This is a genomic window from Hymenobacter sp. IS2118 (genome assembly GCF_000715495.1).
Taxonomy (GTDB): domain Bacteria; phylum Bacteroidota; class Bacteroidia; order Cytophagales; family Hymenobacteraceae; genus Hymenobacter.
The window spans coordinates 50,882-65,036 of record NZ_JNLX01000072.1 but is presented as its reverse complement, the minus strand read 5'-3'; the positions used below and the strand labels follow the sequence as shown (position 1 = coordinate 65,036).

At 56.5% G+C, this 14,155-nt stretch carries 11 protein-coding genes and 1 tRNA gene; 7 read left to right on the top strand and 5 right to left on the bottom strand.

What is annotated here, in order from left to right; all coding sequences use genetic code 11:
• Window positions 1-114 precede the first annotated feature (114 nt).
• Together GM79_RS24665 and GM79_RS24660 are read right to left on the bottom strand one after the other, a co-directional pair.
• On the bottom strand, window positions 115-618 hold the full coding sequence (locus GM79_RS24665; RefSeq protein ID WP_152559866.1) for a hypothetical protein: 504 nt from the start codon (window positions 616-618) through the stop codon (window positions 115-117).
• 27 nt (window positions 619-645) lie between these two features.
• Entirely contained in the window at window positions 646-1,092 is a 447-nt protein-coding gene (locus GM79_RS24660; protein ID WP_152559865.1) for a hypothetical protein, read from the bottom strand.
• 123 nt (window positions 1,093-1,215) lie between these two features.
• On the opposite strand from GM79_RS24660, the gene GM79_RS06150 reads away from it, so the two are divergent.
• Window positions 1,216-3,750 (top strand): excinuclease ABC subunit UvrA, encoded by a 2,535-nt coding sequence (locus GM79_RS06150; RefSeq protein WP_035560913.1) that lies wholly within the window; start codon window positions 1,216-1,218, stop codon window positions 3,748-3,750.
• A 71-nt stretch (window positions 3,751-3,821) separates the two neighbouring features.
• Here GM79_RS06150 and GM79_RS06145 read toward each other — a convergent pair whose 3' ends face one another.
• The 3 genes from GM79_RS06145 to GM79_RS06135 form a co-directional block, all read right to left on the bottom strand.
• Entirely contained in the window at window positions 3,822-5,015 is a 1,194-nt protein-coding gene (locus GM79_RS06145) for an acyltransferase family protein (protein ID WP_161787131.1), read from the bottom strand.
• A 566-nt stretch (window positions 5,016-5,581) separates the two neighbouring features.
• The gene (locus GM79_RS23695) at window positions 5,582-7,432 is read right to left on the bottom strand and encodes an acyltransferase family protein (RefSeq protein WP_161787130.1); all 1,851 of its coding nucleotides are present in this window, start codon (window positions 7,430-7,432) and stop codon (window positions 5,582-5,584) included.
• Window positions 7,433-8,022: 590 nt separating this feature from the next.
• A tRNA-Met gene (locus GM79_RS06135) sits at window positions 8,023-8,095 on the bottom strand.
• A gap of 175 nt (window positions 8,096-8,270) precedes the next feature.
• On the opposite strand from GM79_RS06135, the gene GM79_RS06130 reads away from it, so the two are divergent.
• From GM79_RS06130 to GM79_RS06105, 6 genes are all read left to right on the top strand, one after another.
• Window positions 8,271-8,921, top strand: a complete 651-nt coding sequence (locus GM79_RS06130; protein ID WP_035560798.1) for a hypothetical protein — start codon at window positions 8,271-8,273, stop codon at window positions 8,919-8,921.
• A 164-nt stretch (window positions 8,922-9,085) separates the two neighbouring features.
• Window positions 9,086-9,493 (top strand): hypothetical protein, encoded by a 408-nt coding sequence (locus GM79_RS06125; protein WP_035560795.1) that lies wholly within the window; start codon window positions 9,086-9,088, stop codon window positions 9,491-9,493.
• Window positions 9,494-9,663: 170 nt separating this feature from the next.
• Window positions 9,664-10,920 (top strand): TCR/Tet family MFS transporter, encoded by a 1,257-nt coding sequence (locus GM79_RS06120; protein WP_035560792.1) that lies wholly within the window; start codon window positions 9,664-9,666, stop codon window positions 10,918-10,920.
• A gap of 66 nt (window positions 10,921-10,986) precedes the next feature.
• A complete protein-coding gene (locus tag GM79_RS06115; protein ID WP_035560789.1) occupies window positions 10,987-11,418 on the top strand; it encodes a hypothetical protein in 432 nt (143 codons plus the stop codon).
• Between the two features lie 274 nt (window positions 11,419-11,692).
• Window positions 11,693-12,061 carry a BlaI/MecI/CopY family transcriptional regulator gene (locus GM79_RS06110; RefSeq protein WP_035560786.1) on the top strand — a complete coding sequence of 123 codons (369 nt, stop codon included), beginning with the start codon at window positions 11,693-11,695 and terminating at the stop codon, window positions 12,059-12,061.
• Window positions 12,062-12,063: 2 nt separating this feature from the next.
• Complete coding sequence (locus tag GM79_RS06105) at window positions 12,064-13,560, top strand: M56 family metallopeptidase (protein ID WP_035560783.1); 1,497 nt, start codon at window positions 12,064-12,066, stop codon at window positions 13,558-13,560.
• Window positions 13,561-14,155 lie beyond the last annotated feature (595 nt).

Here is a 14,155-nt window from a genome sequence, read left to right as displayed (position 1 = left end):
CCAAATTCACAGCCATAATGGCACTGGCGTCATGAGTTCCCATGTTCTTTTCTTGAGCGTGCTGTTTCGTTACCGAAGCAGTTACGCTGGCATTATAATTTGCTCCTCTGCCGCTTAGCGGCCCGCAGGCGGGCCGGGGGCCGGCTCCACTTCCACGCTCAGCGCGCTTTCGTAGAGCGGCCAGCATTTTTCGGCTACCGACAACCGGTGCCAGTTCATACCAATTATGCTCTCCCAAGTACGCGCATCGGCCGGCGCACAGGGCGGACGCAGGACCAGACCAAGCGGGTGGTATTGTAGCTGCATATCGTCGGGGCAGGTATAGAATTTATCGCCCTGCGGAATAGGCTCCAGGCCAACAATAAAGTCGCCGGCCGGTACCACAATATGATATTGTCGCAGGTTGAAGGTGTGCGTGATACCTGCCGGAGGAGCGCACAGCACGACGTTCTCTTCAGCCAGGATATCAGTTGATGGCTGCTGGCGGATGGGGTCGAGTAGATAAATATGCAGACGAAAGGGCGTGGAAGAACTGGTGCCGTAGCCCGATGAGCTATTGCTTCCGTGAAAGCTGAGCGTCCTGAGCGAATCGGCAGCGGCAGCTGAATGCCGGAACAAAACCCCTACAATGTATCCAGGCCACCACTAGAACAACCGGGGCGAAGCATATGGATTCATTTCCAGGGAATCGGCCGGCAAACAAGCGTCCGTATGGCTGAATTGGTAGCGGTTGCGATACAGCAACAGGCGCAGGTTGTCATGATGGCTTCCAATCACAAGCTTTCCATCGAAACAGGTGGTATGTACTTCCAATATGCCATTGAAAAAGCGGCGAGTTGTTAAATTGAAAATAAAATACCCCGCAGAGTCAGTCGTTGTCTGGCTTCCAGAACACACTACTGCTACCTGTGGGACCGGTTTACGACTTATCGCATCGAGCACGTAGCCTGCCACGCGGAAGATTTTCTCCGACTCCCGGCTCCTGGTTACTTCTGTGTCAGGAGGGGAATTTCTGACGTAAGCGGGCACCGAAGCAGCGCAAGCAACTAACAGCGGCAGCAGCGTAACCAACAAAAAAAGGGCAGACTTCATCGGACAGAAATTCAAGGCGTTCCCAAAGTAACGCCCCGAAACAACAACGCCTGAGCCACTTTTTTTCGGATGCCGGCCGGCCCCCTGCGTATGCACTTGCTGACCGTTTCTTCGCTGCTATTCATGCCTAAAGATTCCTCCTACCCTGCTGATTTCTCCGGTTTCGTGCGCGTGCGCGGGGCCCGCGAGCACAACCTTAAGAACGTCGATGTGGACATTCCGCGCGATGCCCTCGTGGTATTCACCGGCGTGTCGGGCTCGGGCAAGAGCAGCCTGGCGTTCGGCACGCTCTACGCCGAGGCCCAGCGGCGCTATCTGGAGTCGGTGTCGCCGTATGCGCGACGGCTGTTTCACCAGATGGCCGTGCCCGAAGTCACGAGTATTGAGGGGCTGCCGCCGGCCGTGGCCTTGCAGCAGCAGCGCGGCGCGCCCAGCACCCGCTCGTCGGTGGGCTCGGTTACCACGCTCTCGAACCTGCTGCGGATGCTGTACTCGCGGGCCGGCGACTACCCGGCCGGGCAGGGTATTATCTACGCCGAAGCCTTTTCGCCTAACACGCCCGAAGGAGCCTGCCCCACCTGCCACAGCCTGGGCCGCGTGTATGAAGTGACCGAGCAGACGATGGTGCCCGACCCCACGCTCACCATCCGCGAGCGGGCTATTGCGGTGTGGCCGCAAGCCTGGGGCGGCCAGAACCAGCGCGATATTCTGGTGAGTATGGGCTACGACGTGGACACGCCCTGGCAGGATTTACCGCAGCAGGACCGGGACTGGATTCTGTTCACCGACGAACAGCCCGTGCTGCCAGTGTACCCCGGCTACTCGCCCGAGCAAACCCAGCGGGCCATCAAGCGCCGCGAGCAACCGAACTATATGGGCACGTTTACGGGCGTAAAAAAGCACGTACTGCACACCTTCGCCACCACCCAAAGCGCGCTCATGAAGAAGCGCGTGGCCCAGTACATGCGCGGCTCCGACTGCCACGTCTGCCAGGGCAAGCGCCTGCGGGTGGAGTCGCTCTCGGTGCAGTTTGCCGGGCTTGATATTGCCGAAATGTCGCGCCTGCCGCTCAAGCGGCTGGCGGCGCTGCTGGCCCCGTTTGCGGCGGGCACAGCGGTCCGGCAAACGCACGACACCGAGCACCCGGAGCAGGCCATCGTGGCCCGACGCATTGCCGAAGATTTGGCCGCGCGGCTGGTGGTCCTGCTCGATTTGGGCCTGGGCTACCTGAGTCTGGAGCGCGGTACGCCCACGCTTTCGCCCGGCGAGCTGCAGCGGCTGCGGCTGGCCACGCAGCTCTATTCCAACCTGTTTGGGGTAGTGTACGTGCTTGATGAGCCCAGCGCCGGCCTGCATCCGGCCGATACCGAGGCGCTGCTAAAAGCGCTGGCCGGCCTCAAAAGCGCGGGCAACTCCCTGTTCGTGGTGGAGCACGATTTGGACGTGATTCGGCAGGCCGACTGGCTGGTGGACGTGGGGCCGGCCGCCGGCACCCACGGCGGCCAAATCCTGTACAGCGGCCCGCCGGCGGGGTTGCAAAACGTGCCCGAATCGCAGACGCGGCAGTTTCTCTTCGATGCGCCTGCCCGGACCGACCAGCCGCCGCGCACCCCCACCGGCTGGCTGAAACTGGCCGGCGTGACGCGCAACAACCTCGAAAACCTGGCTGTGGAATTTCCGCTCGGCGTGTTCACGACCGTTACGGGCGTGTCGGGCTCAGGCAAATCTAGCCTCGTGAGCCAGGTTTTGGTGGAGCTGGTAGCCGAAAGCCTGGGCCAGGAAATAGCAGCCGAAGAAGCGGAAGCCGACCCGCTGGCCGCCCCCGCGCCGGCCACGCTCGGCGGCCACATTACGGCCGGAATGGAAGGCATCAAGCGCCTGGTGCGGGTCGACCAGAAGCCCATCGGCCGCACACCACGCTCCAACATGGCCACCTACACCGGCCTGTTCGACCACGTGCGCAAGCTATTCGCCGCCACGCCCGAAGCCAAAAAGCGCCGCTACGACGCCGGCCGCTTCTCCTTCAACGTGGCCAAGGGGCGCTGCGAGAACTGCCAGGGCGAAGGCTTCGTGATGGTGGAGCTGCTGTTTCTGCCCAGCGTGTACGCCCCCTGCCCCATCTGCCACGGCGCCCGCTACAACGCCAAAACCCTGGAAATCAACTACCACGAAAAGACCATTGCCGAAGTGCTGGCCTTGACCGTAGACGATGCCTGGACGTTCTTCGCCGACGAGCCCGCCATCCACCGGGCCCTTACGGTGCTGCGCGAGGTGGGCCTGGGCTACCTGCGCCTCGGCCAGCCTGCCACCGAGCTGTCGGGCGGCGAAGCCCAGCGCATCAAACTCGCCACCGAGCTGCAGCGCATCGGACGCGGCAACACGCTCTACGTCCTCGATGAGCCCACCACCGGCCTCCACCCGTCGGATATTGAGAAACTCCTGCTTCAGCTCGAAGGCCTGGTAGCGGCTGGCAATACCGTCATCGTGGTCGAGCACGACATGCGCGTAGTAGCCGGCTCAGATTGGGTTATCGACATCGGCCCCGGCGCAGGCGACGAGGGCGGGAAAGTGGTTGCCGCCGGTCCGTCGGCCGAAGTGGCGCACGCTGCAGAGAGTCGCACGGCGCCCTATCTAAAGCAATTCCTGCACCCAAATTAGCCACGCTCACCCATGCCCGCGCCCACCATTCAAGCCCGCCTATGCCTGACTTGAACAGCCAGGCATTAGGTTCAATTTTCTACAGAAGCAACCGGGATTGGGCTAACGGGCTTGCTAACAGCAGCCGGTGTTATCGGCTCCTGGCTCACGTAACGGTCGAGGTAGGTAAATAGCTGGTTGACCTTCGTTCCCAAGGGGCGGCTGTAGCGCCGCTCAATGAGCACATGCACGGCGTATGAAATAGCCATGATGAAGAGGATGGTACCAAACAGCATGACGTACTTGTTGACGAAGTGCCCGAGCCGGTGGAAGATGATGAACCCAATATTGGTGTGCATCAAATAAAGCGGGTACGTCAACGCCCCCAGCCAGGCCAGCCAGGAGTGCCGGCTCATATTCAATTTTTGGAATGTAATCAGGAAAAAAAACCCAAAGAAAACCGTAACGAGTGCGGCCGTTACTAAGGGATTAAATGGCATGTTCCAATGAATAGCTATTTTTTGTGTACTCCCCACAGCCTCAAAAACTGCCAGTCCGTAAGCCAGCAGCAGCAGCGCGTAGGTTGTCCAGGTTTTGCGGGCCGCTCTCTGAAGCAGGTAAAACAGCATGCCGGCGGCAAAAAGCGGCGCGTATTTAGGGAAAAACAACAGGTAAAACCCGGTACCGGCCTGCGCTGGAATGAAGTGCACCAACATCTGATAAACCACAACGTACCCCAGCCAAATCAAAATCAGCAGGTTGATGTGCCGCATTAGTTTGTAGGATATTACCAGAGATATCAGAAAATAGAATGTCATTTCCACCACCAATGACCAATAGGCATTGTCTACGTTTGGCACATTCAAAAATCCGTTTAGCATGGTCATATTGGCCACGTAGTGCAGGACGTTGGGCTTGAGCAACGCCGACATCTGCGTTTCACCAGCCCCAGGACCCCATATGGCCCCTACGACGGCAGTTAGCGTGCAGGCCACCCAGTAAGCGGGATACAGGCGGATTACGCGGGAAGTAAAAAACTGCCGCACCGTTTTGCCCTGCGCGCTCAGCAACACCACATAGCCACTGATAATGAAAAACAAATCCACTCCCAAATAGCCATACCTGGTGAGCCAGCTTATCTCCGGGAAAGCATAGGGATTGATGGTGGCGCTACGGGTGTGGCCGTGAAAGGTGTAGTGATAAAACACAACGCTCAGCGCCGCCAAGAACCGAAGCAAATCAATTTCATAATAGCGGACAGTCGGTTTCAAAGGTTGTGGTTCCATACCGCAAAAATAGCGCACAATAACCGCCAACATCGTACACCCAGGTGGTGGCGCAAATCACAGATTAAGTCGGCGTAACATCATTCATCTGCGGCGGCAAGTTACTCCTCTCCAAAATAAAACACACAGACATTCAGCATATGGCCCATCCTCGCGCCTCTAGGCGGACAATTAATAGTTATTCGGATGTCTGGGAGTCTTCACACACCCATCTGGTAGTCACGGATAGATACTGCACGCCCATGAGCGCATACGCTTGGCGCTACTGGCTCGGCTCTCCCGCCCACAACAGTAGTAGGCAGCCACGCACCGGGCCCTTGGGGAAACTTCTTTTTTCACAAGCCAGGCTTGCTGATATCATACTCCCGGCAAATCTGAACGACTGTTTGGTACTATTGCCGTAAAACTCCTAGTATCTGGCTTTCGTTAAAGCGCCTTATTCTTACAAACAGCTGTGATTTATGAGTTCCCATAGCGAATCCAAGGAAACTGGCTTTGGGAACGAAGCCAAATACCTAACCATTTTAAAAACACCTAGACTCTTTCGGCTCGGCTCAAGACATGTGTCAATGACTACCCAGGAAATTAATCACAAGAGAATCGGACACTATTTTTTTTGCAACCAATGCCGCCCCATATGAAGTCAAGTGGTTATCATCAAACATGTAGGGAATATTACCCTGCGCTGTTTCTGGAAAGTCGCTGTGGTTTATTATGTTTATGTATTCGTCCTCAAACTGCTTTTTCAGATACGCATCTATTATAAATGCTTGCTTATCCAGGTAGCGGGCATTGGAATGGGTTCCATACTCTGAATCCCGTGCAGCTATCAGCGGGAAAGGCATGGTGTAAACTTCGCTCTGTCCAATAAGAATGAATTTTAGATTGTTTTTGCGGAGATAAAGTGCGGTCTTACTTAACTGTTCAGACAGATATCCCTCCTCCTGTTGTCGCCAATTCGCGCTTATTATCACCCCGTCCAATTTGACTTTATTCTTAGGGATAAAATCAAAATAAACATACCGCATTACTTCTAAAAATCTTTCCGACCCAGTCGGGTCGACAGTCGGCAAACCTCCACTTGCTGATGCATGCAGCAAATTCACATTGAATGGCTTAAGCGCCTCACTTAACGCTAAATACAGATGAGCGGAGTGGCTGTCACCAAGCAACAGGAAATTTTTCTTGTTATTGTCAAAACAGAGGCAGCCAGCTTTATCGTAGCTGGAAAAACCACTGTACTTACTTGTTATGAAGCACTTACCAACACTCATCTGCTCGTCAATAAGCTGTTGGTGTGTATTTCGATAGCCACTGATTGCCAATGTATTTTTCTTGAATAAGTATTTATTAGTAACGGACTGACTGGTTATTACTAAACCCAACATTATAGAGACGAAACTTATTGATACTGTCTTAATTTCAAAGTTGTGTGATTCGATATATTTATATGACAAGTATCCCAAGACATAGGCCATAAAAATCAGTAGCAGTTTTATGCCTAAATCTAGTTCAACACCAAAATATTGGCTTATCACGTATAGCGGCCAGTGCCACAAATAAAGTGAATATGATATTTTTCCCGTAAACTGAACAAAAGAATGATTTACTAGCGGCAGTGAACTATAGTTGGCCACGAGTATCATGAATGTACCCAGTACAGGGACAATGGTGTAAAACCCTGGCCAAGACATTGTACTATCAAAATCAACAAACGAAATACCTATTAAAGAATATCCTATTATTGCAACCAGCTTACTATACTTATACTGACTATACTGGCTTTCAATTAGAAAAGCAAGGCCGCCCAGTAGCATTTCCCATGACCTAGTAGGTAAAAGATAAAACGAAGCAGTTGGGTACACATAGGTACATACTATTGACACATCGCATATTAATACAATTATAATGAATAATAATACTGTTTGTTCTTTTATTTGTTTAGAAAATTTACGTATCAGCAGCAGAATAAAAGGGTATAATAAGTAAAATTGCCATTCAACAGAAAGTGACCAAGTATGTAGAAACAGATTCGTTTCAGAATTAGGGTCAAAATAGTTTGAGTTAAGCCAATACCATACGTTAGAAAGAAACACACTACTTGCCAGGGCGTTCTTCTCCTGAACCATGTATTCTGCTGGCAGATATATAAAAAAGCAAATTAAGGATACTGAACTAACAAGAAATAGCAATGATGGAACAATTCTTAAAAATCTTTTCTTAATAAAATCTAGATAGGAAAAGGTTTGCTTAGTCAACCCGTTGTATATTATTCTGGTCATCAGATAGCCTGAAATCACAAAAAACACATCGACCCCAGCATATCCCCCTCTGCTAACATTGAATTTATAGTGAAATAACATTACCCCCACTATCGCTATTGCTCTAAGTGCATTGATATCAAATCTAAAAGTCATCCCGTGGTTTTTAATTAAGATAATAAATTTTATATATTTAATTTTATTAATTACACTATAGCCAATGGGAGAATTATCAAGTATCAGTGTGAGGAAGTTCAGGTAATTTACAAAGGCAAGCAGATGCAACGTCTTGGCGGCATCGGCCCGCGCAAGCTATTCAAGCGCTTAGTGGGAGTAGGCTAGCAAAAGTCTTGCCGATGCCCGTCGGACTTGTCTAATGCTTAGTAATTCCAACTGTGTTGGATACGCCATATTACCACCGTTGCGCAAACGCTGCTGTGAGGTACTTCTCGCACAAGCGCGTGCAGAACGCTAGGTATACCCTGGTGGCAAACCAACCCTCTAAGGCCAACCGCCCGCCCAACGAACGCGCAGTTTAGCCTAGATCCCTTACTGAAGTAGCGCGGAGTTTCTATCAATAGGCCGAACTTACAATAACCATCGGTTCATTAATATAACTAGGGCGCCTACCAAGCAACCTCCTCAATGAGGTAAACATCCTTTTCAAAAGTAGGTAGGTCCTTGTTGTACTTTGTATGCATCAAGAATAAAAAAGGCCGTTTCCTGCTTGGAAACGGCCTTTTAGGTAGCGGGGACTGGACTCGAACCAGTGACCTTTGGGTTATGAGCCCAACGAGCTACCAACTGCTCCACCCCGCACTGTTTGGTAATACAAAGGTAAGCCAATTTTTGGGTAATGCCACAAAAAATATCAATTACGCAGGGTGGTGCAGGTTACAGCGTGGTTCTCAGCCACAAAAAAGCCCCGGCAACCGGGCACCATTTGCGTTGCGGCCGTACACGCTGCCGCTTACCTTTGATTTTACACTGACGCATGACCCCTATTTCCTTCCCCACGCCGCGCACTGCCCGCTACATCAGCTTGGGCGAACCCGGACCAGCCATCGAGCAGGTATGGGTGTGCCTGCACGGCCACGACCAACCCTTGACCGACCTGGCCGAACAGCTCCGCAACCTCGACACACCCGAGCGCCTGCTATTGCTGCCCGAAGCCTTGAGCCGCCACGCTCTCCCTGCCGCCGACGGGGAAACACCGCGCACCGGGGCCGCGTGGTTTGCCCCCGATTCGCTACTGGCCGACCTGGCTGACCTCAGCACCTACCTCAATGCCCTGACCCAGGAAGTACTGGCCGCCTGCGCGCCGGGCACGCCGGTCACGGTTATTGGCTTCGGGCACGGGGCAGCAGCGGCCTGCCGCTGGCTGGCTGGCAACGCCGTGGACTACACCCGACTAATATTGTGCGCGCCCGTGTTCCCGATTGAGATTGACCGTCGGGCGACCCTGGTGGCCCTGCCTGAACGCCCCGTGCTGGTAGTGAGCACCAGCAACGACGCCTATACCCGCGAAACCATTGGCAAAGGCCTGATGCAGGACCTGCTGGACGTGGGCCTAAGCGCCCAGCAGCGCCTCGTTGACGCGGGCCCGCTGCCGCTGGCAGCGCTGGGAGCCAGCGCCCCGGTTTAGGTCTCCGGCTGGCGGCGCGTGGAGGCCAAAACTATAGAGGACGATGAGTGCCACAGCCTTGCCGCCTGCCAACGCCCCAAAGCCGCCCTGATGGTTTGCCTGACGTTGGCAGGCGGCAAGGCTTTCCCGTACCTTTGCGGCTTGCTATTATTTGCTTGCCGCGCATGAACCCCATCCTGGTCCAGGACTTTCTGCAAATCAGCTACCGAACCGACTTGGACTTACTGGTGGGCCGGTGGCTGCGTCCCATTACGCTGCCAGAAATGCAGCTTGGCTACCAGCTGCTGCTCGACGCGGCGCAGACGAACGGCTGTCGGCGCTGGCTGCTGGACGTGCGGCGTCGACAAAACACCCACCAGATAGGTGCCCAATGGATGGTCTCAACCTGGCTGCCGCAGCTGGCGCCCCGGTTGGGCGGCCGCACCCGGTTGGCCTACCTCCTGGCGCCCGTCAACTTGCGCGACGAGGCCGCCGACGCGGCTTTTCCACCGGCGGCTTACTTTGCTGACAAACCGTTTATCGGCGAGCGGTTTATTGAAGAAAATGCTGCCATTGCGTGGCTCGATGCCTAAGCAGTCGTGCGAAAGCAAAAGCACATTGGACGGCTGGCAACCCATTGCTCCTCAAATTAAAAGCTTGCAGCTTGTAGCTTAAAGCCTATGGCTCGATGCCTAAGCGCTAGTGCTGGCGCCGCCGCCTGCACCGGACCGTGGCCTTTTATTTCGCATCCCAGTTTTTTCGAATGTCCGACAAACGCTCCCCCGCCCTTGGCTTCATTTTCGTCACTATTCTGATTGACGTTATCGGGCTGGGCATTATTATTCCGGTGGTGCCCAAGCTCATTCAGCAGCTCACCGGCGAGGGATTGAGCCGGGCGTCGGAGTACTCCGGCTGGCTCACGTTTGCTTACGCCAGCGCGCAATTCTGTTTCGCCCCGGTCATTGGCGGGCTCAGCGACAAGCTGGGGCGGCGGCCGGTGTTGCTGGCGGCACTGCTGGGCCTAGGCCTTGATTACGTTTTTCTCACCTTCGCGCCCACGCTGGCGTGGCTTTTCGTGGGCCGCGTTATTGCGGGCATCACCGGGGCCAGCTTCACCACGGCCACGGCCTATATCGCCGACATCAGCACGCCCGAGAAGCGGGCCCAGAACTTTGGGCTGGTGGGCGCCGCCTTTGGCATGGGCTTCATCATTGGGCCGGCAGTGGGCGGCTTGCTGGCTGATTTTGGGTCGCGGGTGCCGTTTATGGTAGCAGCGGGGCTGAGCCTGAGCAATTTCCTGTACGGCTTCTTTGTGCTGCCCGAATCCCTGCCGCTCGCCCAGCGGCGCCCCTTTGAGTGGCGCCGCGCCAACCCTGTGGCGTCGCTGCTGCGGCTGCGCAACTACCCGGCGGTGCTGGGCCTGGTGGCGGCGTTGGTGTTGGTTTACCTGGCGGGCTCGGCCACCCAGTCGGTCTGGACGTTTTACACCATGCTCAAGTTTGGCTGGACCGAGAAGCTGGTGGGCATTTCGCTGGCGGTGGTGGGCTTGTTTTCGGGGCTGGTGCAGGGCGGCCTGGTGCGGGTGGCCATTCCGAAGCTGGGCGCGGCACGGGCCATTGTCATTGGCCTGGCCTGCTACACGGTGGGCTTCGTGCTGTTTGCCTTCGCCTCCCAGGGCTGGCTGATGCTGGTGTTTTTGGCGCCGTACTGCCTGGGCGGACTGGCCGGGCCGGCGCTGCAGGGTACGATTTCGAGCCAGGTGCCGGCCAACGAGCAGGGCGAACTGCAGGGCTCGCTTACCAGTCTCATTAGCGCCACGGGCGTAGTGGGGCCGCTGGTAATGACCTACTTATTTGGTTACTTTACGCGGCCCACGGCACCGGTACAGTTCCCCGGCGCGCCGTTTCTGCTGGGCGCGGTGCTCACGCTCGCCAGCGTGGCACTGGCGGTGCGCTCGCTACGCAAGCACCCACCGGAAGCCACCGACATAGCCACCCCCGCCGCCGCACCCGTACATTAGCCGGCGGCGCCAGCCCGCTTCGGCTCCGCAACTTGCGTAATTTGCCTGCCTTCCTGCTTTTTGCTCATGTCCACGGAACTCCCTGCTCCCCTCATCAACTTTTCCTACCGCGCCGACCTTGACGTGCTGGTAGGCCGCTGGGGCTACCAGCCCGACCCGCGCGAACTGCCCGCCGTGTACCAGCACATGACCGAGGTGGCCCTGGAACAGCAGGCCCGGTTCTGGCTACAGGACATTCGGCGCCGCACCCTCAACGACCCCGCCACTACTGACTGGCTGCTGACCAAGTATTTCCCCGACATGGCGCGGCGCCTGAATGGGCGCCTGTTTGTGGCCTACCTCGTGGGCCCGGCCCTGCACGGGTCCATCGTCAGCCAGCCAAGCTACGTTTCGGCCGAAGCTTACGACGACAAGCCGTACGCCATTTCCTTTTTTGGGGACGAAGGCGCCGCCATCCGCTGGCTGCAAATTCAGCAAACCGACAAGGTCCGGCATTGAGTGCTCGTGCACAGGCCAACAAGGGGTCGTTGTCAGTTTTTGGTTATTAGTCAATACATTTTCTGATTGCTGGCACCTCACAGCTTGAATCTGGTCTTCTGCGGGAGAATGCCAGCACCTTCGTCAAAGAAATATTTCCTTTAAAAAAAGGCCTTTTCCGGACTGGAAGAGGCCTTTTTGTTGTCGTTATACTTTTTTCGGTAAAGGCTGCTTGTTCTTATTACGAAACATTCGTAATATTACGACATATTCGTAATAAGAACCTGCTGCTCCTATGGAACGCCTTACCCAACCCGAAGAAGACGCCCTGCGCGTGCTCTGGCCCCTGCCCGGCGGGGGCTTCGTGAAAGAAATACTCGAGCACCTGCCCGCACCGCGTCCGCCCTACACTACGCTGGCCAGCACGCTCCGCAACCTGGAGCGCAAAGGCTACGTGCGCAGCGAAAAGCTGGGCAACTCCTTCCGCTTCGTGCCCCTGATTTCGGCCGATGAGTACCAGCGCCGCTCGCTGGGCACGCTGGTGCAGCAGCATTTTCAGAACTCCTACAAGGAGTTGGTGTCGTTTTTCGCGCAGGACGACAAAATCAGTGCGGCTGATTTGCAGGAGATTATTCAGCTCATCGAAAGCAAAAAACCCGAGTAGCCATGTCGCCCACCCTGCTCTACCTGCTGAAGGCCAATGGGGCGCTGCTGCTGTTCGCGGCGGCGTATTTCGGGCTGCTGCGCCGGCTCACGTTTTTCACGCTGAACCGCTTTTACCTGCTGTTTGCGCTGCTGTTTGCGGCCGTGTACCCGGCGCTGCCCGTGCCCGCACTGCTGCTCGCCGAAATAACCGAACCTACGGCCGCGGTGCTGGTGAACATTGGCCCGGTCCTCACGGGGGCGGTGGCCGGGTCCACAGCCCCGGCGCTCGACTGGGAAATGTTAGTTCTGGGGCTGTACGCGGGCGGTGCGGCACTGCTGCTGGCCCGTCTGCTGGGGCAGCTGCTCTCGTTGGGGCGCCTGCGGCGGACGGCCCGGCCAGCAGTGGTGCACAGGCAAGCCGTGCGGATTTTGGCGGGTGACGTGAGCCCGTTTTCGTTCTGGCAAACCATTTACCTGAACCCGGCCCGACACCCGGCCGCCGAGCTGGACGCGGTGCTGCGCCACGAGCAGGTGCACGTGCGCCAGTGGCACACCCCCGACGTACTGCTGGCCCAGGTGGCGCAGGCCCTGGCCTGGTGCAACCCGGCAGTGTGGCTGCTGCGCCGGGCCCTGCTCGACAACCTAGAGTACCTGGCCGACCGCGCCGCCCTGCAAACCGGCCTCGACCGCCGGGCCTACCAATACAGCCTGCTGCGCCTTAGCCACGGCACGGCCGGGCCTTCTCTCGTTTCCCATTTCACGTTTACAACCCTCAAAAACCGTGTTGCGATGATGAATACTCCCTTTTCTTCGACCGGGCAGCTAGCCCGCTATTTCGTGGCCGGGCCGCTGGTGCTGGCCGTGGCACTCGGCTTTTCGGCGGCCCGGGCGCAGAGCGGCGGGCCAGCGGTACCGGCCGCGATGGCATCGGCCCCGGCCCAAACAGGACCGACGGCGGCCAAAGCGCCGGTGGCAGCTTCGCAACCTTTGACCGTAGCGACTACCCAAACGGCCCAAGCGCGAGTGCTGCATACTGGCGCGGCTTTGGTCACTACCGCCACGAAACAGCCAATCCAGCGTATTCCCACGCCCATTTACTACGTAGATGGCAAGCTGTACACTGCCGCCATCAGTGCCTTAAACCCCAAAGATATTGCCTCAATAAGTGTGTTGAAGGGCGAGAATGCCCGCCAGTTAGCCGGGGCAGCGGGTGTGACGACGGGCGTTATCATTATAACGACCAAACAGAACTTGAGCCGACCCGAGGTGCTTGCCTTCAACCAGAAGTATGGCGTGGCCACGCCGGCCCCCGCGGTGGCCGAGCCGGCCCAGGGCATGGCCTACCTGGCCGCACCGGCCCTGGCGTACATCACCAAAAACCACCCCGACGCCCGCCTGCTTAGCGTAACCGAGATTCGGGCCGCCGACGGCAAAACCCCGCTCTACAAGGCCGAAATAGCAGTGGGCCGCCGCCCGCAATACCTCGTATTTGACGGCGCGGGCCAACTGATTCCCTAGCACGGGCCACCTTTTTTAGTTTCCTTATGAGACACTGGATAGTACTAATTGGGGCGGCCCTGGCGGCGGCCCCCGCCCCTTCGTGTGCCCAAAGAAGCCAGCGCGCACCATCCCAGCGACGGCGAAAAGCTGTATGGGCAGCTGCGGGAGCGGCTGCGGGGCAAGTAATGGCCGCACTGCGCGCATCGGGCCCAGGGCGCTGAAAAAGATTAGTACTACTTCATTTCAAACCAGGCCCTGCTACGTGTGGGACCTGGTTTTTTATTTATTTGGAAGCAAGCCTCGCAAGTATAAAATTGACAGAAACACCTGGACGTGATGGCTTCGTTTGCGGCATGCGCCCGGCCCTGGCGTAGCCCGGCTGGCGCCAACCGGCAGTCGGCGCGTAAGTAGTTGCCGGTGGCAATGATTTCGGGCCGCCAAAATTTATTTCAGCGGCGACCAACGAGCCGCAAACCGCCACTGTCGGGTTCAGCGTATGCTTGGCTGCTTCCCGGAAGCAGATGGGCTGAAATTCAAATTATTCAATTACTTATCTTTGTCAAATTAAATTTGTAGATTGACTCAGGCGTACTTAAACTGGTTGTTATTAAAA